18 protein-coding genes and 1 tRNA gene are annotated in these 21874 nt (G+C 71.3%); 4 read left to right on the plus strand and 15 right to left on the minus strand.

From position 1 onward, the window contains the following. Nucleotides 1–12 precede the first annotated feature (12 nt). The gene (locus K6T13_RS12810; protein WP_222894945.1) at nucleotides 13–1602 is read right to left on the minus strand and encodes a phytoene desaturase family protein; all 1590 of its coding nucleotides are present in this window, start codon (nucleotides 1600–1602) and stop codon (nucleotides 13–15) included. Then, nucleotides 1599–2828, minus strand: a complete 1230-nt coding sequence (locus K6T13_RS12815; RefSeq protein ID WP_222894946.1) for an aminomethyl transferase family protein — start codon at nucleotides 2826–2828, stop codon at nucleotides 1599–1601. The genes K6T13_RS12810 and K6T13_RS12815 overlap by 4 nt, the downstream gene beginning before the upstream one ends. A 112-nt stretch (nucleotides 2829–2940) precedes the next feature. Between K6T13_RS12815 and K6T13_RS12820 the strand changes: the two genes are divergently transcribed. Beyond that, nucleotides 2941–3013, plus strand: a tRNA-Lys gene (locus K6T13_RS12820). 225 nt (nucleotides 3014–3238) lie between these two features. Here the strand turns inward: K6T13_RS12820 and K6T13_RS12825 are convergent. From K6T13_RS12825 to K6T13_RS12835, 3 genes are all read right to left on the minus strand, one after another. Beyond that, a complete protein-coding gene (locus K6T13_RS12825) occupies nucleotides 3239–4810 on the minus strand; it encodes an OmpA family protein (protein ID WP_222894947.1) in 1572 nt (523 codons plus the stop codon). A 225-nt stretch (nucleotides 4811–5035) separates the two neighbouring features. Then, nucleotides 5036–6349 carry a SpoIIE family protein phosphatase gene (locus tag K6T13_RS12830; protein ID WP_222894948.1) on the minus strand — a complete coding sequence of 438 codons (1314 nt, stop codon included), beginning with the start codon at nucleotides 6347–6349 and terminating at the stop codon, nucleotides 5036–5038. A gap of 11 nt (nucleotides 6350–6360) precedes the next feature. After that, entirely contained in the window at nucleotides 6361–7176 is an 816-nt protein-coding gene (locus K6T13_RS12835) for an alpha/beta fold hydrolase (protein WP_249423774.1), read from the minus strand. A 158-nt stretch (nucleotides 7177–7334) separates the two neighbouring features. Here K6T13_RS12835 and K6T13_RS12840 point away from each other — a divergent pair, with 158 nt between their 5' ends. The 3 genes from K6T13_RS12840 to K6T13_RS12850 all read left to right on the plus strand — a co-directional run bounded on the left by K6T13_RS12840 (nucleotide 7335) and on the right by K6T13_RS12850 (nucleotide 10727). Then, entirely contained in the window at nucleotides 7335–7913 is a 579-nt protein-coding gene (locus K6T13_RS12840; RefSeq protein WP_222894949.1) for an RNA polymerase sigma factor, read from the plus strand. Continuing rightward, nucleotides 7910–8962, plus strand: a complete 1053-nt coding sequence (locus K6T13_RS12845; protein WP_222894950.1) for a hypothetical protein — start codon at nucleotides 7910–7912, stop codon at nucleotides 8960–8962. The genes K6T13_RS12840 and K6T13_RS12845 overlap by 4 nt, the downstream gene beginning before the upstream one ends. Nucleotides 8963–9122: 160 nt before the next feature. Next, nucleotides 9123–10727, plus strand: coding sequence for a galactose oxidase early set domain-containing protein (locus tag K6T13_RS12850; protein WP_222894951.1), 1605 nt, complete (start codon nucleotides 9123–9125; stop codon nucleotides 10725–10727). 223 nt (nucleotides 10728–10950) lie between these two features. On the opposite strand, the gene betT is transcribed toward K6T13_RS12850, so the two are convergent. The 10 genes from betT to K6T13_RS12900 all read right to left on the minus strand — a co-directional run bounded on the left by betT (nucleotide 10951) and on the right by K6T13_RS12900 (nucleotide 21861). Then, nucleotides 10951–12987, minus strand: coding sequence for a choline BCCT transporter BetT (gene betT / locus K6T13_RS12855; protein ID WP_222894952.1), 2037 nt, complete (start codon nucleotides 12985–12987; stop codon nucleotides 10951–10953). Next, entirely contained in the window at nucleotides 12984–14756 is a 1773-nt protein-coding gene (gene betA / locus K6T13_RS12860; protein ID WP_249423775.1) for a choline dehydrogenase, read from the minus strand. The genes betT and betA overlap by 4 nt, the downstream gene beginning before the upstream one ends. After that, nucleotides 14753–16258, minus strand: coding sequence for an aldehyde dehydrogenase family protein (locus K6T13_RS12865; RefSeq protein ID WP_222894953.1), 1506 nt, complete (start codon nucleotides 16256–16258; stop codon nucleotides 14753–14755). The genes betA and K6T13_RS12865 overlap by 4 nt, the downstream gene beginning before the upstream one ends. Nucleotides 16259–16349: 91 nt before the next feature. Further along, the gene (locus tag K6T13_RS12870) at nucleotides 16350–18764 is read right to left on the minus strand and encodes a penicillin acylase family protein (protein ID WP_222894954.1); all 2415 of its coding nucleotides are present in this window, start codon (nucleotides 18762–18764) and stop codon (nucleotides 16350–16352) included. A gap of 49 nt (nucleotides 18765–18813) precedes the next feature. Further along, nucleotides 18814–19113 carry a GroES family chaperonin gene (locus tag K6T13_RS12875; RefSeq protein ID WP_222898291.1) on the minus strand — a complete coding sequence of 100 codons (300 nt, stop codon included), beginning with the start codon at nucleotides 19111–19113 and terminating at the stop codon, nucleotides 18814–18816. A gap of 37 nt (nucleotides 19114–19150) precedes the next feature. Next, the gene (locus K6T13_RS12880; RefSeq protein ID WP_222894955.1) at nucleotides 19151–19399 is read right to left on the minus strand and encodes a DUF3618 domain-containing protein; all 249 of its coding nucleotides are present in this window, start codon (nucleotides 19397–19399) and stop codon (nucleotides 19151–19153) included. Next, on the minus strand, nucleotides 19396–20193 hold the full coding sequence (locus tag K6T13_RS12885; protein WP_222894956.1) for an energy-coupling factor ABC transporter ATP-binding protein: 798 nt from the start codon (nucleotides 20191–20193) through the stop codon (nucleotides 19396–19398). Before K6T13_RS12885 ends, K6T13_RS12880 begins: the two co-directional genes overlap by 4 nt. Continuing rightward, nucleotides 20190–20858: a cobalt ECF transporter T component CbiQ gene (cbiQ, locus tag K6T13_RS12890; RefSeq protein ID WP_222894957.1), complete on the minus strand. Its 669-nt coding sequence runs from the start codon at nucleotides 20856–20858 to the stop codon at nucleotides 20190–20192. The genes K6T13_RS12885 and cbiQ overlap by 4 nt, the downstream gene beginning before the upstream one ends. Next, nucleotides 20858–21172 carry a PDGLE domain-containing protein gene (locus K6T13_RS12895; protein WP_222894958.1) on the minus strand — a complete coding sequence of 105 codons (315 nt, stop codon included), beginning with the start codon at nucleotides 21170–21172 and terminating at the stop codon, nucleotides 20858–20860. Before K6T13_RS12895 ends, cbiQ begins: the two co-directional genes overlap by 1 nt. Continuing rightward, nucleotides 21169–21861: an energy-coupling factor ABC transporter permease gene (locus K6T13_RS12900; protein ID WP_222894959.1), complete on the minus strand. Its 693-nt coding sequence runs from the start codon at nucleotides 21859–21861 to the stop codon at nucleotides 21169–21171. Before K6T13_RS12900 ends, K6T13_RS12895 begins: the two co-directional genes overlap by 4 nt. Between the last annotated feature and the right edge of the window lie 13 nt (nucleotides 21862–21874).

The raw sequence follows: 21874 nt of genomic DNA on the forward strand, positions 1-21874 counted from the left end.
GCCCCGACCGGGTCAGCGACGCAGGTCGCGCAGGATGCGCTGGCTCGCCAGCCGTCCCGGGGACCCGATCACGCAGCCACCCGGGTGGGTGCCGGAGCCGCACTGGTAGTAGCCCTCGATCGGCGTCGCGTACCTGCTCCACCCCGGTGCGGGCCGGAAGAAGTACATCTGGGGCGCGAGGAACTCCCCCGCGAAAATGTTGCCCTCCGTGAGCCCGGTGTGGTGCTCGATGTCGACCGGCGTCACGACCTCCCGGTGCAGGACCAGCTCGCCGAAGCCCGGGAAGTGCTCCTCCAGGACCGCCTGCGCCCGGTCGCCGAAGCGATCCCGCTCGGTCTCCCAGTCGCTGCCGCGCAGCTCGTAGGGCGCGTACTGCACGAAGCAGGACATGACGTGCTTCCCCGGTGGCGCCATGTCGGGGTCGACGACCGACTGGACCGCGGCGTCGATGAACGGTCGTTCGGAGTACCAGCCGTACTTGGCCGCGTCGAAGGCCTTCTCGACGTACTCGATGGTCGGGCCGATGTTGAGGAACCCGCCGAAGTGGTCGACGGTGTCGGGGAGGGCGGGGAAGACCGGCAGCCCGTCGAGGGCGAAGTTGACCTTGGCGGAGACGCCGCGGAACTTCATCCGCTCGACGTTTTCGACCAGGTCGCCGGGGAGCGTGCGCGGGTCGACGAGGTCGAGGAAGGTGTGGCGCGGGTCGAGGGCCGACACCACGACCGGCGCGCGGAACTCGGTGCCGTCCTCGAGCGCGACGCCGACGGCCCGTCCGTCCTGCTGCAGGACGGCGGTCACCGGTGACTCCAGCCGGATCTCGGCTCCGAACGCCTGGGCGGCCCGGCCGAGCACCTGGGTGAAGCCGCCGTTGCCGCCCTTGTGGAACGCCCACGACCCCAGGTGGCCGTCGTGCTCCCCCATCTTGTGGAACAGCAGGACCAGGCCCGACCCCGGCGACATCGGGCCGACCTTGGAGCCGATGATCGAGGAGGAGGCGTGGAACCCCTTGATCGCCTCGTGCTCGAAGTAGTCGTCGAGCCAGTCGGCGGCGCTGCCGGTCAGCAGCCGCACCACGTCGTGCATGACGTTGCGCTCGACACCGCCGAGGTGGTCCAGCAGCCACTTCACGTCAGCCTGGTCCTCGGGGTCCTTGCCGAACACGTCGGGCGGGGCATTGTCGAACAGCGGGCGGATCGCCTGGCAGACCCGGTCGAGGTCGTGGTGGTAGCGCTCGTAGGCGTCGGCGTCGTGCGGCGAGTGACGCCGCAGCTCCTGCACGTTCTGGCCGTGGTCGTCGCCGAGCAGCAGGTAGTCGCCGTCCCCGGTCGGGTGGAACGACGAGGGCATCATCAGCGGCATGAAGCCGTGCTCGACCAGGTCGAGCTCCTGGATGATGTCGGGCCGCAGCAGGCTCAGGGCGTAGGAGAAGGTGGTGAAAGAGAACCCGGGCAGCAGCTCCTCGGTGATGGCGGCTCCCCCGACCAGGTGACGACGCTCCAGGACGAGGGTCCGCAGGCCTGCCTTCGCGAGGTAGGCCGCGTTGGTCAGCCCGTTGTGCCCGCCGCCGACGACGATCGCGTCGTACTCGTGGGTGCTGCTCATGACTCTCCTGTCCGGGCGGTCTTGCGGGGCGGGTCGAAGTGCATCGCCCGCGTGGTGGTCGCGGCCACCGTGGTGGTGCGGTGCAGCAGCGAGATCTCGAGGCGTACGCCGGCACCGGGCCGGTCGCGGGTCGGCGCGAGATCGGGAAGGACCCGTGCCAGCCCGAGGTGCCGCTGCAGCACCGGGCTGTACATGAAGCTCGTGGCGTAGCCCACCAGCTCGGTGCCGTCGGCGTCGTACACCATCGACTCGTAGGGCAGCGGGTGCTCGTCCTTCGGCGGGAAGAGCCCCGCCTCCCGGTGGAGCCGGTCCCAGTCGCGCCAGTCGACGACGATGCCGACGCTCGCCCAGCGGCTGGTGCCCTCGACGAGCTCCCGACGGATCGCGGCGCCACCGACGAAGGCCCGGTCGCCGTCACGCACGCCCTTCAGCATCCACCCGAGGCCGAGCTCCTTCGGCGTGACGCGCTGCTCGTCGCTGAACGCCGTGCGCGAGCTCTGCCACTCCACGTCGACCAGGGGCAGGCCGGCCTCGATGCGCAACATCGTCAGCGCCTCCTCGCCGAACGGGCGCATGCCGTGGCCCTCGCCGGCCTCGAGCACGGCGTCGAGGACGTCGAGGGCCCGGTCGGCCGGTGCGGTGATCTCGTAGCCGAGGTCGCCGGTGTAGCCGGTGCGACTGAGCGTGACCTCCGTGCCGGCGATCTTGACCTGGGCGTGGTCGAAGAACCCGAGGTCGTGGACACCGTCGGTGACGGCGTCGAGGACCCGGGCGCTGCGCGGGCCTTGGACGGCAAGGATTCCGAAGTCGTCGGTCACGTCCTCGACCTCGACGCGGAGACGGCGCCCGTGGTCGCGGAACCAGCCGAGGTTGGGCCGGGCGGTGGTGAGGAGGAAGTCGTCGGTGGCGTGCCGGAACGCCACCCCGTCCTCCATGACGAAACCCCGGTCGTCACACCACAGGGTGTAGTGGGCGTGACCGAGCCGGCAGCTCCGGATGTCGCGGGTGAGGACGCCGGCCAGCAGCCGCTCCGCGTCGGGACCGGTGATCCGGTACTTGAACAGCGGAGAGGTGTCGAAGACCCCGACGCTGTTGCGGACGGCGAAGTACTCATGCTTGGGCGCGTGGCTGTAGCGCAACGCCGAGAGATGGCCATGCCAGTGGGTGTAGAGCCCCTGCGTGTTCAGCTCGGTGAGCCGCTCGTGGAACGGCGTCGTCTTGTACACCGGCCAAACATGTCACGCGGGGCAGGAGGTCAGGAAGGGACCCCGCGCCGGGGCCGTCCGCGATTTTTCTGCCCGGTCGCCCGCTGGTAAAGTTCCACTCGCTTCAGAGCACGCGCCATTAGCTCAATTGGCAGAGCAGCTGACTCTTAATCAGCGGGTTCGGGGTTCGAGTCCCTGATGGCGTACCGAGCAGACCGCAGGTCAGAGGCCCACGTGGGAGAGATCCGGGGTGGGCCTCTTCTCGTTGGCCAGACACTCGCGCCGTCGTCCGGCCCGCGCCCGACGCGTGCGACACCAGGCCGCGGCCCCGGGCTCGATCCGACCCGAACGACAGGCTCGAGTCGCCGAAGGGCCGCCCGTGATCGGACGGCCCTTCGGTCGTTGACTGTCGCGGAGACAGGTCCCCTGATCTAGTAGCGGATCACGATGACCGCCCGCCGGTTCTGAGCACGTCCCTCCTTGGTCGCGTTGCTGGCGACGGGGGCGTGCTCGCCGCGGCTCTCGAGCCGGAACCGAGGCCGTGTGCCCTGACCGCTGTCGAGGATGGCCCTCACGGCCTTGGCCCGATCGAGCCCCAGCCGCATGTTGTAGGCAGGGGTCCCCTGGTTGTCGGTGTGGCCCGTGATCCGGATCAGCTTCACGTGACGCAGGCGCTGGGCCACCCCGTTCAGGTAGCCGCGGTAGGGGTGCTCGACCTGTGAGGTCTTCGCGCCGAACATGACGGGGCTCAGGCTCACCGTGCGGGGAAGCAGCCGGATCCGGTCCTTCCGGGTGACCGGCTTCGACGAGCCGACGGCGCGCACCACACCGGTGACCTTGACGTCGACGCCGCCCAGGCGGTTCAGCAGGGCCTTGCCTCGTCGGTTGAGCGGGACCTTCACCACGCCGCGTCGGACGTCCGCCGACGCGAAGGAGCGAGCCTTCTTCCCGAGGACGACCCGTTCACCGTTCGAGCGGGTGGTCAGGACGATCTTGCACCTGGCGAGGTCGGCTCCCTTGGTCCGGCAGGTGGCGGGCACCTTGCCGGCGTTCCCCAGGACGGCCCGGGGGCGGGTCTTCACGGTTCCGACCGTGGGCTCGGCCGCGGGCGGCAGAACAGCCTCGTCCTCGGCGAGCACGTACTGGAACCGGAAGGTCCGCGACGCTCCGGCAGCCAGCGTCGGGGTGTCGACCCGCAGGTAGAAGGCGTCGTCGGCGAACTTCCTCTCACCCACCGGGGAGTCCGACGCGCAGCGAGAGACGCTGAATCCCGTGCAGAAGCCCACGGACGACCCGGCGGCGGCGGTGCGCAGGTCGAGGTAGGAGCCGTCCGTCTGGTCGGCCGAGACGATGCTGCGGGCATCGCCCGCGGCCTTCTGCGCCACGACCGTGTTCCACGTGGCGTACCACGCCGCACCATCCGCGGCACCGTCGCCGTCGGTGTCACAGACGGGCTCCGTGCGCATGGCGCAGTTGTCGGGGTCCACGGTGCGCAGGTACCGGACGTTGTTGAGGACGTCGCCGGTGGTGTTGGTGAGGGTCACGTCGACGTTGAGGAGCCGGGAACCGGCAGGGATCGTGACGACCTGGGTGAGGTGGATCCCGTCGACCGGGGCGTCCGCCTCCCACGTGCCCGAGGCCCCACCTGGACCAGTCTCAGGGGAAGCGTGGGCGCCAGGGACACCCGTGACTGAGGAGGAGTTCTCCCGCCAGGGGCCGTCGCCGACCGCGAGCGCCCACGCCTCCCAGGGGATGCCGGGGGTGAAGAAGTCGCCGTCGTCCGTGCCGACTCCCCACCCGTCCTTGTCGCGGTCTGCCCGAAAACCGAGCACCTGGCGGCTTCCGGTCGTCAGGGGGTGGTAGCCGGCCGGTGCGTCGGTGTCGGATCCGAAGGACCCGTTCGGGCGTGAGCCCAGCTCGATGTAGCCGTTGGACATGAACGCGTTGCCGGCCACGATCTGCGAGTCGGGGGCCGGCGCCGCCGAGGCTGCTGTCGGCACCATGACACCGGCTACGCCGACGCAGAGGCCGGTGAGTGAGAGGAGGACAGGTCGAAGGCGCGCTCGTGGCGCTGTAGTGAGGGGCACGCGCGGAACGTAACAGCGGGACGAGCCGCGGGAAGGGGAAACGCGCTAACAGGGGTGGAAAGGGCTCTGAACTGCAGAGCAACAGGGCAACCTGCCGCGCCCCGGTCCGGGGTTCGAGTCCCTGATGGCGTACCGAGCAGGTCAGAGGCCCACGTCGGAGAGATCCGGGGTGGGCCTCTTCTCGTTCAGGGGACCGCTTCTCGGCCCCACCATCCGCAGCGGCGACGCCCCGCCCGCCGGCGCCTCACGATCGGCCGGGACCGCGAGCGCGATGGTGGCGATGTCGTCGCGTGGGACACCGTCCTGGAACGCCAGGGCGTCGCCCACCACCCGGTCGACCAGGGCGTTCACGTCCTGCGCACCCGCCCAGGCCGACGAGAGCGAGCTCAGCAGCCCCTCCTCCCCGTAGAAGGCGCCTGGCCGACGAGCCTCGATCGTGCCGTCCGTGTAGAGGACCAGCGCGTCACCCGGCCCCAGCACCGTCTCGACCTCGCCGAATAGGGGCTCGCCGACGTCCGCGCCGACGAGGTACCCCTCGGCACCCCAGCTCTCCCACGCGCCGCCTCGCCGCCGGAGCATCGGCGGGGGATGTCCGCCGGTGGTGTGCACGACCCGCCAGCCCTCCGCGACGCGCCGCAGGCGCAGCAGCGCCAGCGTGCAGAACCGCTCCGTCTCGTGGGCGCTCAGGGCCAGGTCGAGGTCGCGGAGCACCGCCGCCGGCCGGTCGTGCAGGACACAGAGGTCGCGGACGGTGTGGCGCACGAACGCCGTTACGAGCGCGGCGTCGACGCCCTTGCCTCGCACGTCGCCGATCACCACGGCCCAGTCGCCGGCCGCCATGGGGAAGACATCGTAGAAGTCCCCGCCGACGACCGTGCCGGCCGGGTGGTAGGCGGTGGCCACCTCCAGGTCGGGGATCGCCGGTGGCCTGGGCGGGATCAGGGAGCGTTGGAGCGCCTGGGACAGCTCTCGCGCGTGACGCTCGTGGTCCTCGGCCACCTCCTTCGCGCGCAGCAGCTCGCGTTCGTACCGGCGTCGTTCGGTGGCGTCGAACACCGCGATCCGGACCACTCTCACGTGCCCCTCGGGGTCGGCGGCCATCGTGGCGTTGAGGAGAACTGGCAACCGCCCGCCGTCCTTGCGCACCAGGTCGAGGGCGATCTCGCGCACCTGGCCCTGCATCCGCAGGGACGGGGCATAGTGCGTCTCGTGGTAGATCCGCCCGCCGGGGGTCAACAGGTCGATGAGTGACATCGACCCCACCAGCTCGGCCGCGTCGTAGCCCACCCACGACCGGAACGTGCTGTTGCACTTGACGATCAGCCCGTCCGGGGTGGTCGAGAGGAAGCCGCAGGGCGCGCGCTCGTAGAGCTGCACCGGGTCGTCGAAGACCAGGGCGTCGAGGAACGCCTCGCGGGCCGAACCCGTTCGTGGCTCACTCGGGTTGAAGATCATGCTGGCCACCGTCAGGCCGGCTGAGGGGTTCGCCCTCGCAGGAACGGTGCGATGGCGGCGATCGTCGGCTCCGGGGCACTCAGGTGGGGGCAGTGGCCCGTGGCATCGAGCATCACGAGCCGGGCGTCGGGCATCTCCGCGACCACGTACTCGCCGACCTCGACGGGGGCGATCACGTCCTCGGTGCACTGGAGTGCGAGCGTGGGTGTGGTGACCTCGCGCAGCACGTCGCGGACGTCGGAGAGGAAGGTGACCCGGGCGAAGCTGCGCGCCACCTCGGGGTTCATGCGGCAGAAGCTCTCGGTCAGCTCGGCTCCGAGCTCGGGCCGGTCACCGTTGCCCATGATGACCGGAGCCATCGTCGCCGACCAGCCGAGGTAGTTGGCGTCGAGGGACTCGAGGAGCTCGTGGATGTCGGACTCGGCGAACCCGCCGCGGTAACCCTCGTCGTCGACGTAGCAGGGCGAGGGACCGATCATGACCAGCTTGTCGAACAGCTGCGGAGCCCGGCGGGCGGCAAGGGCTCCGATCATCGCGGTGACGGAGTGCCCGACGAACGCCACCGGCGCGAGGTCGAGCGCCTCGACGATCTCGAGGACGTCGTCGGCGTAGCCCTCGAGGTCGCTGTGCCGTACGGCGTCGTAGGCCTGGGGTGCTGATCCCCCGGTGCCCGGCATGTCGTAGAGCACGACCCGGAAGTCCCGCTCGAACTCGGGCGCGACGAACCGCCACATGTGCTGGTCGCACCCGAAACCGTGCCCGAAGACCAGGGGCGGTGCGTCCTCGGGCCCAGAGAGGACGACGTTGAACTTGGCGAACACGTCCACCCGCCGACCTTAGTGCGCACAGAGCGATGGCGGGTGGGAAAGGGCTCGGACCTCATTCGAATGGGTGACGTCCGCACCCGCGGGGCCACTGGTCTAGCTCACCTGCTCCTTCCTGGGCGGGGGTGTCAACCTGATGCTCCGGTGTGGGACTCCCGCACGTGACATCGCAACGCCCGGAGGCTGCTGTGGAGCAGATCCTCGGAAGCGGGTCCCCGTCGGCAGCTGCCGGCGGGGCGGACGAGGTCGCCGAGGCAGCGATCGAGGTGCTGTTCCACCGGCACCACGCGGCGCTGCTCCGGGCCGCGTTCGCCGTTCTCGGCTCCCGCGAGGGGGCCGAGGACGCCGTGCAGGACGCGTTCGTGTCGCTGTACCGCCACTGGGGTCGCCTGCGCGACCCGGCTGCCGCCGAGGCCTACCTGCGGTCCGCCGTCCTCAACCGGTGTCGCTCGGGCATCCGGTCTCGCATCCGTGACCGATCGATGACGGCTGCGGTCGGGGTGCCGCTGCACGTCGTCGACACCGCCGAGACCGCCCAACGACACCACGACGTTGCCCTCGTGGGACCGGCCCTGCGCCGGCTCCCCAGACGGCAGCGTGAGGTCGTGGTCTGCCGGTACCTCCTCGAGCTCAGCGTGGCGGAGACCGCGGAGACCCTCGGCATCTCGGACGGCGCCGTCAAGCGGCACACGCACCGAGGCCTCCATGCCCTGCACACCGCCCTGGAGGTGACCCGATGAACCCGGTCGAGGAACAGCGGGTCGTCTCGGCCCTCCAGGCACTGACCGGAGGTCTCGTCGTGACCCAGGAAGACACCATCAAGTCCTACGAACAGGTGACGTCGCGGCTGCAGCCGCCGTCTCCCCGTCGCCGCATCGCCGCGGCTGCCCTCGTGGCGGCAGCCGCCATCGTCGCTGTCGTCGTCGTCCGCGACGTCGTCGCCGACGACACCGCCGCGCCGCCCCCGGCGGACAGCCGGGAGTCCACCCCCGCCGACGCGCTCCGGGCGGCCCTGACGCCGGATGTCTTCAGCCAGTCCGACGATCAGTTCCTCCGCGGCACGACCCCGGCGAACGCCGACCTCGAGGGCCTCTGGATGAGCCGCGAGCCCCACGGCGGTTTCGCGCTGCTCATGGACGCGGAGGGCAACTACGTCGGACCGTCGCCGAGCGACCGGCTGCTGGCCGGCACCTACTCGCTGAAGGGCGAAACCCTCACGTGGCACATGGCCGACGACGGCGGGTGCGCCCGCCACAACAGCCTGGTCCACCACACCTCACCGTGGCTCGCCGCCATCGCCGAGGACGGGTCCCTGAGGCTGCGCTACGCGAACGTGGGTACCTCGACCTGCTCCGTCGGCGACGAGCACGAGGTGTGGGACCGGCTCGGGCCCGGGGCCACGCCGCTCGGCGACTTCCTCAGGGACTCGATCCCCGCTCTCGAGTGGCGACAGTCGACCGCCCTGCCGCCACGGGGACTGATGTACTCCCCGGAGACCGGGCGGATGGTCGAGGTGCTCGCCCGCGGGCGCTACCGGCACTACGACAGCACGCTGGCACTCGACCCGGCCGAGGCAACCGACGTCGGCCGCCTCGACGGTTCGCGGGACCGGGTCGACGTCACGTGCCGCGGCGGTGGCACGTCGGGCACGCTCGAGCAGGCCGTCATCCCGGCCGTCGCCGACATCACCCCGCCCTTGACCGCCTACCGGTTCACGCCCGAGGGAGGTGGATGCGCCGACGGCATCGGCGCGGCCACCGTCTGGGTGGTGCTGGCCACCTACATCTGACGACACGGCAGGCGCAGCGCGGCCTCCCGTCCTCTACCCCACCGTGCGGGCGAAAGGGCGGGAGGCCGCGAAACATACCCACAATTGGGCGCAGCGGAGGGTGTCGTCCGCGCAGTAGGTTCAGCTATCGCATGGGGCAGGCCATACGGGGGATGAGCCGATGCACCGCAGGAGCGCCCTGACTCTCTCGGTTCTCGCCGCGCTGGCGCTCGGGCCGCTCGCCACCGGCGCGGCCCACGGCAACCGCCCGCCCCGCGACCCGGCGCCCACCTCCTCCACCGGCGGGCATCACCACCACGCCCATGCCGCTCACCGGGCCGCCCCGACCGCGTCGGCGCCGCGGGCGATGCCGGTGCCGTCCGGGGGCTCCTGGGCGCCGGGCATCAAGCTCGAGCGGGTCGTCCACGCCTTCGACCTCCCGGGGACCGACGACGAGCTGCTGCTGTGTGCTGGATCCGGCAACAGCCCGCAGTGGGCGGCCCAGCGCAAGTTCCTCTGCTACCGCTACGACCGCGAGGCGGGGACCTACAGCACCATCCAGACCCCCAACGACTGGTTCTGCAACGCGGCCGTCCACATGCACGACGGGCAGATCCTCGTCGCCAGCGGGACCGCGATCGACGGCTACCCCAAGACCAACGGCGGGAAGTGGGGCGGTGCGGCCGAGAGCTACACCTACGCCCCCGTGACCGGCTCGATCACCCGGATCGGTGACGTGCTGCCCGCCTGGTACCCGGGGCTCCTCGAGGACCAGACCGGCGGCATCTACAAGCACGGGGGCAACCACGACGGGAGGGCCCTCACCGAGTGGGAGTACCTCCCCCGGGGCGCCACGACCTGGCAGCGGGTGCCGTGGCAGTGGCGAACCCGCTTCTACTCCGACATCCGCCTCATCGGCGACGACCTTGCCGCCTACACCGGCGCGAGCAGCTGGCCGAGCGCCGACCGTCCGGCCTCGATCCTCGACCTGACCACCGGCAGCCGGGTGACCACCCCCGGGCTCCGCCAGCCGACGCGGCGCAAGGCCGCCGCCTCGATCCTGCTGTTCCCGGCGCAGGATCAGAAGGTGGTCGTCATCGGCGGCGGCACCAACAGCGGCCCGGCCATCCGCGACGTGGACCTGATCGACTACAGCGTCTGGCCCACACAGGTGCCCCGCTTCACTCCGCGGGCACCGCTACCGCAGGGGATGATGCTGGTCCTGGCCACGCTGCTGCCCAACGGTCAGCTCTTCGCGACCGGCGGGAACACCGTGTGGCGCGGCGGATCCGTGCGCTGGGCCGCCATCTACGACCAGGACGCCGACGTCTGGCGCGAGGTGGCGGCACCCAGGGTGGACCGCAACTACCACTCCACGCTCATGACCGACCTCGACGGTCGGGTCTCGACCTACGGCGGCGACCCCAAGGGCAACTTCTTCGAAGACGACGAGGAGATCTACTCCCCCTGGTACGTGTCCGAACCACGACCCTCGATCAGCAGCCACCCCGGGCACATGACCCACGGCGGGTCCTACGTCGTCGACGTCGACCTGCCGCCCGGCACGACCCTCGGCTACTTCACGCTCGACCGCGCGCGGGCGGACACGCATCTCTACGTGCCGAACCAGTCGATGCCGGAGCTGCCCTTCACCGTGGACGGGTCGGGGCAGGTGACCGTGACCGTGCCGGACGACCCGGCGTTGCTGCCGCCCGGGTACTACAAGCTGGCGGCCAACACGACCGGGGCCGTCCCGTCCCGGCAGGTGTGGGTCCACATCGACTGAGGGACTGAGGGGCCCCGGACGCCCGTGGCTGGCTGCTCAACCGGCTCACACACGCACAATCGTCGACGAGATCCACCGTTCGGTAACAAAGGCCCAACATCTGGCGGATCCGGATGACGAAGCCCGGACGCATCAGGCAGGATTCCTGTCAGCCCCGCAGGTGACCCGAGACGCCTGCGGGGTCTTTACATGTCCGGGCCCTGTCCGCCCCTCGGTCCGGGCGCTACTTCTCCGGGCCCAGCCGCAGGAACGCCAGGTGCTGCTCGTACTGGTCGAGGCAGTCGTGGATCACCTGGGTCTCCGAGTAGCCCATGACGTCGTAGTCCTGACCGCCCCCGTCGAGGTGGACCTCGAGCCGGGCGTAGCGGTCGCGGTCGCCCATCATCCGGCCGCCGTACGTCGGCACCGCGGCCTCGTCGATCTCGACCCGGTAGACGAACGGCAGACCCTCCCCCTCGGTGTGCAGCTCGACCCACGCCTGGCCGGCCTCGCCGGTGCCCGAGTCCACCGAGGCGGTGACACCTCGCTCGGTGAGCTCGCTGGCCACGGCGTCGAGCGCGGGGTGGATCACCGAGGTCAGGTGACGCTCCGCGTCCGCGGCGTCGGCGAAGTTCACCGCCCGCGCCACCCGGGCCCGCCAGGCCTCCCGGGAGTCCCAGGCCGACCGTGCCGACAGCATGGTGGGCAGGTGGTGCTCGGCGGAGTCGGCGCGACGCCCCTCGACGCGCAGGGCGCGCATCAGCCCCCACATCACGGCGATGAGCACGAGGGCGAAGGGCACCGCGAAGATGATCGTGGCGTACTGCAGGGCCAGGATCCCGCCCACGAGCAGCATCGCGATCGTCAGCACGCCGGTCACCGAGGCCCACACGATCCGCATCCAGGGTGCGGCGTCGTCGTGGACCGACCGCAGCTGGGAGCTCAGGTTGCCCGTGACCAGGGCTCCGGAGTCCGCCGAGGTGACGTAGAACAGCAGGCCGACCAGGAACGCCAGCGCGATCACCACGCCGGAGGCGGGGAACTGCTCGAGCAGCGTGTAGAACCCCGCGCCGTCGTACTGCTGTGCCTCCTCGGCGAAGGCCTGGTCACCGCCACGGACCCGGTCGATGGCGGCGTTCCCGAAGATGCTGATCCACATCACGATGTAGCTGAACGGGATGATCATCGTGCCGGCGACGAACTGCCGGATGGTGCGGCCCCGCGAGATCCGCGCGAGGAAGAGCCCGACGAACGACGCCCAGGCGATCCACCAGGCCCAGAAGAACAACGTCCACAGCGACATCCACTCGTCGTTGTCGACGAACGCGAAGGTCTCGGTGGTCTTGGCCGGGAAGGTGCGCAGGAAGTCGCCGACGTTCATGACGATCGCGTTCAGGATGAACGTCGTCTTGCCCGTCACCAGGACCCAGGCGGCGAGCAGCAGCGCCAGGATCACGTTGAGCTGGGAGAGGATCCGGATGCCCTTGTCGACACCGGTCGTGGCCGAGATGGCCGCCATCGTGACCGCCAGGAGCGCCAGCGCGATCTGCCAACCGGTGCCGATGCCGACCCCGAAGAGCTGGTTGAGGCCGACGTTGAGGAAGACCACGCCGATCCCGAGGCTGGTGGCGACGCCGAAGACCGTGCCGAGCACGGCGGCCGAGTCGACCGCATGGCCCAGCACGCCGTCGATGCGCCTGCCCACCAGCGGGTAGAGGGCGGAGCGGACCGCGAGCGGCAGGTGCAGCCGGTAGGCGAAGTAGGCCAGCGCCAGCCCCATGAGGGCATACATCGCCCACCCGGAGATGCCGTAGTGGAACAGCGTCCACACGGTGGCCTCGCGGGCGGCGAGCACGCTCTCGGGGTTGCCGGTCGGCGGCGCGACGTACTGCGTCACCGGCTCGACGACCGAGAAGAACATGACGTCGGTGCCGATGCCGGCCGCGAAGAGCATGGAGGCCCAGGCGAAGGTGGAGTACTCCGGCCGGGAGTGGTCCGGTCCGAGCCGGACGTTGCCGTAGCGCGAGATCCCGAGGAACAGGACGAAGCCCAGGATCACCGTCGCCAGCAGGATGTAGAACCAGCCGAACCCGGTCGTCACGCGGTCGACCACGGAGAAGATCGCGCTCTCGGCCTGGCTGGGTGCCACGATCGCCCACAGCGCCATCGCGCTGATCCCGGTGACCGAGGTCAGGAACACCGGCCACCGTGCCTGGGGTCCACCCCAGCGCCCCCGCGGCGCGTCGTCCATCGTGCGGACGTTGCTGGTGTCGAGCGTCATGACCGCTCTCCTCTCTCTTCGACACCCCGAGAGACCGAGGCGGCGCTCGGCAGGTGCTTGGTGGTGTCCCAGGCCTCGTTGCGCGGGTCGCCGGGCGGGTACGGCGGGTCGCCGCGACCGTGGCGGTACCACGGCACGTCGGTCAGCGGCGGGAGCGGGGTGTTGCCCGCGATCAGGTCGGCTGCCTTCTCGGCGACCATCATCACCGGCGCGTAGATGTTGCCGTTGGTGACGAAGGGGAAAACCGACGCGTCGACCACCCGTAGCCCCTCGGTGCCGTGGACGCGCATCGTGTCGGGGTGCACCACGGCGGCGTCGTCGGTGCCCATCTTGGCCGTGCAGGAGGGGTGGAGCGCGGTCTCCGCGTCGCGCGCCACCCAGTCGAGGATCTCCTCGTCCGTGGTCACGGACGGCCCCGGCGAGATCTCGCCGCCGCTGAAGGCGGCGAACGCCGGCTGCCCCATGATCGTGCGGGCCGCCCGGACCATCTCGACCCACTCGCGGCGGTCGGTCTCGGTCGACAGGTAGTTGAACTGGATGGCCGGGTGCTCGGTGGGGTCGGTGGAGCGGATCCGCAGCCAGCCCCGGGTGTCGGCGTACATCGGTCCGATGTGCACCTGGTAGCCGTGGATGCCGTAGTCGCTCTCGGCCGGCTTGCTGCCGTCGTACCGGATCGCGATCGGCAGGAAGTGGAACATGAGGTTCGGCCACTCCACGTCGTCGTTGGAGCGGATGAAGCCACCGGCCTCGAAGTGGTTGGAGGCCCCGACACCGCGCCGGGCGAAGAGCCACTCGGCTCCGATCCGCGGCTTGTGGTGGTGGGCGAGCCAGGGTGCGATCGACACCGGCTGCCGGGCGGCGTACTGGACGTAGACCTCGAGGTGGTCCTGCATGTTGGCGCCCACACCGGGCAGCTCGACGCGGGTCTCGACGCCGACAGGTGCGAGGTGCTCGGGGTCGCCGATGCCGGCGAGCTGCAACAGCTGCGGGCTGTTGAAGGCCCCGCCACACAGGATGACCTCACCCGCCGTGACCGAACGACGCAGCCGCCCGCCGCGCACGTAGTCGACGCCGGTGCAGCGGGTGCCCTCCATCCGCAGCCCCGTGACCATCGCGAGGGTCTCCACGTCGAGGTTCTTGCGGTGCATCACCGGGTGCAGGTAGGCGCGAGCGGCGGAGAGCCGACGACCGCGGTGGACGTTGCGGTCGAACTTGGCGAACCCCTCCTGCCGGTAGCCGTTGACGTCGTCGGTGAGCGGGTAGCCGGCCTGCTGCACGGCCTCGAAGAAGGCCCCGAACAGGGGCGAGGTCGCGGGACCACGCTCGAGCACCAGCGGCCCCGACCCGCCGCGCCAGGCGTCGACGCTGGCGAGACAGGTCTCCATCCGCTTGAAGTAGGGCAGGCAGTGCGCGTAGTCCCAGCGCTCGAGCCCGGGCTCGGCCGCCCACCGCTCGTAGTCCATGGGGTTGCCGCGCTGGAAGATCATGCCGTTGATGGAGCTCGAGCCGCCCAGCACCTTGCCGCGGGCGTGGTAGACCCGGCGTCCGCCCATGTGGGGCTCGGGCTCGCTCTCGTACTTCCAGTCGTAGAGCCGGTTGCCGATCGGGTAGGGCAGCGCGGCCGGCATGTGGATGAACGGGTCGAGGATCGAGTCGTTGCGCCCGGCCTCGAGCACGAGGACCGAGGTGTGCGGGTCGGAGGAGAGCCGGTTGCCGAGCGCGGAGCCGGCGGAGCCACCGCCGACGATCACGTAGTCGTAGCTCTTCACGACGCTCCTCCGGTCCGGTCGGGGAACCAGCCGGCGGGAGCGGGCCGGGTGTTGTGCCACACGTGCTTGGTCTCGCGGTACTCCTCGAGCCCGGCGAGGCCGAGCTCGCGGCCGTTGCCGGACTGCTTGAAACCGCCCCACTCGGCGCCCGCGACGTAGGGGTGGTAGTCGTTGATCCAGATGGTCCCGTGGCGCAGCCGGCTCGCCACCCGTTCGGCGCGGCCCGCGTTCTCCGTCCAGACCGCGCCGGCCAGCCCGTAGATCGTGTCGTTGGCCAGGCTCACCGCCGCGTCCTCGGCCTGGTCGCGGTCGGCGCCCTCGAAGGTCTCCACGGTGAGCACGGGCCCGAAGGACTCCTCGCGCACGCACCGCATGTCGGTGGCGCAGTGGTCGAGGATCGTCGGGAGGTAGTAGTAGCCGTTCTCGTAGGCCGCCCCGCTCGGCCGCTCTCCCCCGCAGCGCAGCTCGGCGCCGTCCTCCAGCGCCTGCGCGACGTACTTCTCGACCTTGGTGCGGTGGTCCTCGCTGATGAGTGGCCCCGTCTCCGCCTCACCGTCGAAGGGGCCACCGAGGCGGATGTCGCGTGCCCGCGCGACGAGGGCGTCGACCACCTCGTCGTGAACGCTGGCCTCGACGATCAGCCGTGCCCCCGCGGAGCAGACCTGGCCGGAGTCGAGGAAGACAGCCGTCAACGCGTTGTCGATGGCGGCCGGCAGGTCGGCGTCGGCGAAGACCACGTTCGGGTTCTTGCCACCCAGCTCCAGCGCGACCCGCTTCACCGTCGCGGCCGCGCTGGCCATGATGCGCTTGCCGGTCTCCAGACCACCGGTGAAGGACACGAGGTCGACGCCCGGGTCCTCGACCAGCGGCGCCCCGGCCTCGGCGCCGGCGCCCAGGACCAGGTTGGCGACGCCGTCGGGAAGCCCCAGGTCGGCGAGGGTGCGGACCAGCCACATCGCGGTGCTGGGCGTCAGCTCGCTCGGCTTCAGCACGAAGGTGTTGCCGGCGGCCAGGCAGGGCGCCACCTTCCAGGCGGTCTGGAGCAGCGGGTAGTTCCAGGGCGTGATCAGGGCGCACACCCCGACCGGTTCGTGGACGACGCGGCTGGCAACGGACGGCATGCCGGTGTCGACGACCCGGCCGGCGTCGGCGGCGGCGATGTCGGCGAAGTGGCGGAACACGCTGACGATGTCGTCGACGTCGATCTGCGACTCCACGAACCGTTTGCCGGTGTCGAGCGACTCCAGGCGCGCCACGTCGTCCTTCTCGGCCTCGAGCCGGTCGGCCAGCCGGCGCAGCAGGGCCGCGCGTTCGGGGGCCGGGGTCCGTGGCCAGGGGCCGTCGTCGAAGGCGGCGCGGGCCGCCGCGACCGCGTCGCGCGCGTCGTCCGCGGTCGCCTCCGCGACGGTCACGACGTGCTGGCCGTCCGCAGGACAGTGGATGCTTCTGGTTCCCGAGTTACCGGCCGGCCGCCACGTGCCGGCGATGAACAGGGTGTCCATGGCCCCCTCTGAGGTTGTCTGACGCCAGTGTCCCGCTCGGCGCCCGACACGTCCAGCGTCGCCAGCGCGAGGTCCGGTCAGGCCGGCGGGCTCACCCCACGACTCGCCAGCGCCGCACGAGGTCGCGCTCGATCTGGCGGTCCGTCCAGGGGAACCGCACCCAACGCTCCTGCGAGAACAGCCTCGTCTGGTCGGCCGACCACGGCGAGCGGGGGTTCTCCGACTGGCCGTAGGTGAGGATGGTGCGCGGCCTCACCCCACGGTCGGTGAAGGCCACGGCCTGGATGTGCGACGAGCCGTAGGTGATCGGGCGGTAGCGGTCGTCGTTGTCGCGGACCCAGCGAGACGCGAGCGCGTTGGCGTTGCCCACCGCGTCGCCCGTGCCACCGCCGAGCGGCAGCGGGGGCGCACCGCGGTCTCCCGCCACCTGCAGCGAGCCCCACGGCGCATCGAGGGCGACGCCGGCGTCGCGCACCGCGGCGATCGCCTCGTCCATCACCTCGATCACGAGAGGGTTCAGCTCGTTGAGGTCCCGCGGCGTGGTCAACGGCTCGTCGGGTGAGAAGGGCACCTGCCACGCCCCCTCCTTCGGCAGGCGGGCCACGAAGGCCTCGAACAGGTGGGTGCCGACGGAGTCCGCCTCGGAGCGACCGTCCCAGGCCGCCAGCACCGCACACGCCTCGGTCTCCCCGGTGGCGTCGCAGACGGTGTCGAGGTCGCCGTCCTCCCGCATCACCTCGGCCGCCATCAACCGGTTCCGGTGCTGCCACCCGCGCAGGACCTTCGGGGAGACCCGGTTGCCCTGCTGTCGCCCGAGCCGGTCGGTGACGTAGCGGTAGACCATCCGCGTCCGCATGGTGCGCTGGCACTGCTCGCAGCCGATGATCCGGGCAAAGCCCTCCAGCCGCTCGCGGTCGTTGGGGGTCCAGTAGGAGTCGTTGGCGTTGCCGACCCAGTCGCGCCGGAACGTCTCGGGCAGGGCGCCGGGGCCGAAGACCCCGGGTCGGACCGAGTCGTCGTCGGTCTGCCACCCGCACCCGGAGCCGGCGCGGGTCCCGTCGAGGCCCGGCAGTCCCGCCAGCTCGAACAGCAGCCGGCCGGTGCCGGTCATGCACTGCTCGGCGAGTGCATCCGGCACGTTGGGCACCACCGAGTGGTCGGCGTACACGACGCCGCCCCTCCGGTCGGCGGCGGTGGTGTTGACCCACGGCATCCCGCCCTGCCGGTCCTGCCGGCGGATCAGGTCGCGGACACCGTCCGCGCGCCCCATGTCGAGGAAGGTGTCGATGGTCCGGAGGTGCTCGGCGTTGGCGTCCCGGATCGCCCACACGCTGGCGGCCGTCCACGGCATCAGCACGTCGGGGGCGTCGACGACGTAGCCCTCCGGGGTCCGGTAGACGTCCTCGGTGACCTGCTCGAGGCCGTCCGCGGTCTTCACGGTCACCTCGACCTCACGGCGCTCGAGCTCGGCCGTGCCGCCGTCGGTGGCGTAGGTGGTGGGCCCGAGGAGCCGGTACTCGTAGGGCGTGAAGCGGAACGCCGTCGAGACGGTGTGGCTCCACGCGACGTCGTCGTTCCAGCCGATGTTGACCACGGGCGAGCCGATCAGGGAGGCACCGGCCACGTCGTAGCGGCCCGGGATGGTCAGGTGCTGCTGGGTGAAGCTGTAGCGACCCCGCCAGGGGAAGTGCGGGTTGCCGAGGACCATGCCCCGGCCGGTGGTGGTGTGCTCCGCACCGACCGCGGTGGCGTTGGAGCCGAAGGGGGTCTCGGGATCGCGGCCCAGGCCGGCCAGCAGCCGGTCGCGGTCGACGTCCGCGGCGCGTCCAGCGGCCGGGACACCCGGGTCGCCGGGCGAGGGCGGGGTGGCGTCGACGATCTCCTTGACGAAGACACCCGAGGAGGCGAGCAGGTTGGCGAGGTAGACGCCGTACCAGAGGTCGAGGGCCGTGGCCCGCTGCTCCAGGTAGGGCTGGCCGCTGCACGCCGGGTCGCTGACGCCGTCCGCGCCCACCTCGTCGAGCCACGCGTTGGCGCCGGCGACGTAGCCGCGGACGATGGCGCGGGCCTGGCGGCTGGGGCCGTTCTCGCGGTCGGCCAGCATCCTCTCGACCACCCGCCGGTTGCGCAGGTCCGTCACGAACGCGTCGACCTGGAGGTTGCTGGCCTGCAGGGTGACCTGGTCGTTGTACTCCGCGTCGGGGCCGAACCACCGCGACCGCTCGCCACGGCCGGTGAGGACGGTGTCGACCAGCGTGCACGCCGAGGTCTGGGCCGTCGCGTAGCCCGACCCGAAACCGAGGTCGCCGAAGCTCCTGCCGGTGATGTGGGGGATGCCGTGCCTCGTCCGTCGGATCGTGGCGTCGTAGCGCGGCTCGCCCTGCGCCTGCCCGGCGGTTCGGTCGGACTCCGGTGCCGAGGAGGCCGACGTCAGCGCGGCGCCCCCGAGGGGGACCAGCAGGGCGAGGGCCAGGGCAGCCGGGAGTGCGCGGCGTCGCGTGGGCATGTGGGGACCAACGGGCCGCCCCACGCCTGGTTACGGAGCGGTAACCGGGTCAGAGGTAGAGGCCCGTGGCCTCGTCGCCGAGCCGGTCGGCGGCAACCGCATGGATGTCGCGCTCGCGCATCACCATGTAGGTCTCACCCTGGACCTCCACCTCGGCCTTGTCCTCGGGGTCGAACAGCACGCGGTCGCCCTTCTCGACGGCGCGGGCGTGCGGCCCGACCGCGATCACGCGCGACCAGGCGAGCCGACGCGCACCCATCGCAGCGGTGGCGGGGATGACGATGCCGCCGGTGGAGCGGCGTTCTCCGGAGTCGCGGTCGACCTCGACCAGGATCCGGTCGTGGAGCATCTTGATCGGCGCCTTGTCGGTCACGCCGCCCTCCGGTTCAGCCTGCGACCTTGCGGACGGCGACGAAGAGGGCGACCGCACCGACGACGCCACCGACGACCTTGAGGATGTTGTCGGTGCGTGGCCCGCCCGTCCGGGCGTCGACGAAGTAGCCCTTGATGGCCGCAGCCTCCCGCGACACGATCGTCTTGGGGTGGACCCGGTGGAGCAGCTGGTCGATCGTGCTCGCGAGGTGCTCGCGGGTCTCCTCGATCTCGTGCTCGAGTGTCGTCAGCTCGTTGCTCACCCGCGCAGGCTATCCGAGCCGCCGGACCCGGGCGTAGCCCGGGGCACGGACGCCAGGGCGCTGCGTGGGTCGAAGCCCCAGGGCAGCTCGAGCCGGTGGCGTCGCATCAGGTCGCCGTCGGTCAGCACGTCGTACGTCGGCCCGTCCGCGGCGACGACGCCGTCGGCCAGCACGACGGACCGCGGGCACAGCTCGAGGGCGTAAGGCAGGTCGTGGGTCACCATCAGCACCGTCACGTCGAGCGAGCGCAGGATGTCGGCCAGCTCGCGTCGCGAGGCGGGGTCCAGGTTGGAGGACGGCTCATCGAGCACGAGGACCTCCGGCTCCATCGCCAGCACGGTCGCCACCGCGACCCGGCGTCGCTGTCCGAAGGAGAGGTGGTGCGGGGGCCGGTCCACGAAGTCGGCCATCCCGACCCGGTCGAGCGCGTCCATCACCCGGCGGTCCAGCTCCTGTCCGCGCAGGCCGAGGTTGGCGGGGCCGAAGGCGACGTCCTGCCGCACGCTGCCGAGGAAGAGCTGGTCGTCCGGGTCCTGGAAGACCACGCCCACGCGGCGGCGCACCTCCTGCAGGTTGTCCTTGGTGACCGGCAGCCCGCTCACCGTCACCGATCCCGCGCCCGGGGTGAGGATGCCGTTGAGGTGGAGGACGAGCGTGGTCTTGCCGGCGCCGTTGGGTCCGAGCAGCGCGACCCGCTCTCCCGGGTGGACGTGGAGGTCGACGCCGAAGAGCGCCTGGTGGCCGTCGGGGTAGGCGTAGGCGAGACCACGGACGTCGAGGGTGGGGGTGCTCACGACGGGAGCCTCCCGGTGTAGCCACGGGACAGCATCGCGAGGTGGATGCGCTCCCCCCGCTCGTAGGACCGGATGAACAGGGCCCCGAGCGCCTTGGCCAGGGCCGGCCAGTGGCGCGGCGACCGGGGGTCGCAGCCGCGGGAGCGCATCGCGGTCGTCATCCGCCGCAGCTCGCCGGTGACGACGTCGAGGTAGCGGATCATGAAACCCATGATCTGGACGACGAGCTCGGGCATCCGCAGCCGCTGCAGGCCGCGCAGCACGTCGTCGGGCTCGGTGGTCGCGGCCAGGGTCAGCGAGGCGAGCACGCCGAGCGTGCCCTTGGCGAGCAGCGCCCACGCCGCGAGCAGGCCGGGCTTGCTCAGGGTCATGCCGAGCACCTCGACGGTCGGCCCCAGCGCGATGAACGGCATCAGCAGGGCGAACACCACGAACGGGATCTCCACGACGAGGCGCTTGAGCAGGTAGCCCACCGGCACGCCGCTGATCGCGATCACGACCCCCAGGACGGCCAGGAACCCGGCGTACGCCGGGAACCAGTCGCGCGGCGTCGCGACGACGACGAGCACGAAGCCGAGCAGCGCGAGGATCTTGTGGTGCGGCTCGGCCCGGTGGATGCGCGAGTGACCGTGGTAATGGAGCCGGTGGCCGTGCCCGGCGCCCATCAGGAGCGGTCCGCGGCCGGCCGGCTGCTCCGGCGGCGTACGGCGTAGCCGAGCCCGCCCGCGACCAGCAGGGTGACGAGGGTGCCGAGGACTCCGGCAAGCCCGCCGGAGAGACGCCCGTCGTCGACGCCCTCGACCGCGTAGTCGGCGAGCGGCCCGTCTCCCGCGGCGTGCTCGTCGGCGGTGTCGAGGAACCCGGTCTGCTCGGCGACGTGCTCGAGCCCGTCGGGGTTGCTGGAGGCGTAGTAGCTCACGAAACCGGCCAGCAGCAGGGCGACGACCAGCCCGGCGATCCAGAAGGTCCGCTTCCTCATGCGGCCACCCCCGCCGTGCGGATCTCGAGCCCCCGGGTCGCGAGCAACGGTCGAGCCCCGTGGACCAGGTCGGGCCGGGCCGCGACGACGCTGCTGACCACGAGTGCGGTGATGAGGGCCTCACCGACGCCGATCAGCACGTGCCAGCCCAGCATGGCGGTGAGGACCGGCTCGAGCGCGACGGGCGCCTGGCCGCCGGCGGCGAAGAGCGCGACGAAGGCCACTGCCGTGACCGGAACGGAGACGAGACCGGCGAGCCCCGCGGCGACGGGGACGCTCGAGAGCCGCCTCGGCAGCAGCAGCTGCAGGCCGCGGAAGACCAGCCAGCCGGCGCCCACGGCGACGAGCGAGAACAGCGTGATGTTGGTGCCGAGGGCGGTGATGCCGCCGTCGGCGAAGAGCAGCCCCTGCACCAGGAGCACCACCGCCAGGCACAGCGCGCCCGTGAACGGGCCGACCAGCACGGCGGCGAGCGCTCCGCCCAGCAGGTGCCCGCTGGTGCCGGCTCCGACAGGGAAGTTGATCATCTGGGCAGCGAAGACGAAGGCGGCGACCAGCCCGGCCATGGGGGCGGTACGGTCGTCGAGCTCGCGGCGGGCGCCCCGGAGCGCCACCGCCACCGCGGCCGTGGCGACGACCCCGGTCGCGATCGAGGTGGGGGCGTCGAGGAATCCGTCGGGGACGTGCATGATGCTCACCCTA

The organism is Nocardioides coralli, from assembly GCF_019880385.1.
GTDB classification, from domain to species: domain Bacteria; phylum Actinomycetota; class Actinomycetes; order Propionibacteriales; family Nocardioidaceae; genus Nocardioides; species Nocardioides coralli.

Bases quoted from the DNA above. Each gene is read 5' to 3' on its own strand.
- K6T13_RS12850 (WP_222894951.1), top strand. From the start codon at position 9,123: ATGCACCGCAGGAGCGCCCTGACTCTCTCGGTTCTCGCCGCGCTGGCG.
- K6T13_RS12870 (WP_222894954.1), bottom strand. From the start codon at position 18,764: ATGCCCACGCGACGCCGCGCACTCCCGGCTGCCCTGGCCCTCGCCCTG.
- K6T13_RS12825 (WP_222894947.1), bottom strand. From the start codon at position 4,810: ATGGTGCCGACAGCAGCCTCGGCGGCGCCGGCCCCCGACTCGCAGATC.
- K6T13_RS12845 (WP_222894950.1), top strand. From the start codon at position 7,910: ATGAACCCGGTCGAGGAACAGCGGGTCGTCTCGGCCCTCCAGGCACTG.
- K6T13_RS12830 (WP_222894948.1), bottom strand. From the start codon at position 6,349: ATGATCTTCAACCCGAGTGAGCCACGAACGGGTTCGGCCCGCGAGGCG.
- betT (WP_222894952.1), bottom strand. From the start codon at position 12,987: ATGACGCTCGACACCAGCAACGTCCGCACGATGGACGACGCGCCGCGG.
- K6T13_RS12895 (WP_222894958.1), bottom strand. From the start codon at position 21,172: ATGAGGAAGCGGACCTTCTGGATCGCCGGGCTGGTCGTCGCCCTGCTG.
- cbiQ (WP_222894957.1), bottom strand. From the start codon at position 20,858: ATGGGCGCCGGGCACGGCCACCGGCTCCATTACCACGGTCACTCGCGC.
- K6T13_RS12900 (WP_222894959.1), bottom strand. From the start codon at position 21,861: ATGCACGTCCCCGACGGATTCCTCGACGCCCCCACCTCGATCGCGACC.
- K6T13_RS12875 (WP_222898291.1), bottom strand. From the start codon at position 19,113: ATGCTCCACGACCGGATCCTGGTCGAGGTCGACCGCGACTCCGGAGAA.
- K6T13_RS12810 (WP_222894945.1), bottom strand. From the start codon at position 1,602: ATGAGCAGCACCCACGAGTACGACGCGATCGTCGTCGGCGGCGGGCAC.
- K6T13_RS12865 (WP_222894953.1), bottom strand. From the start codon at position 16,258: ATGGACACCCTGTTCATCGCCGGCACGTGGCGGCCGGCCGGTAACTCG.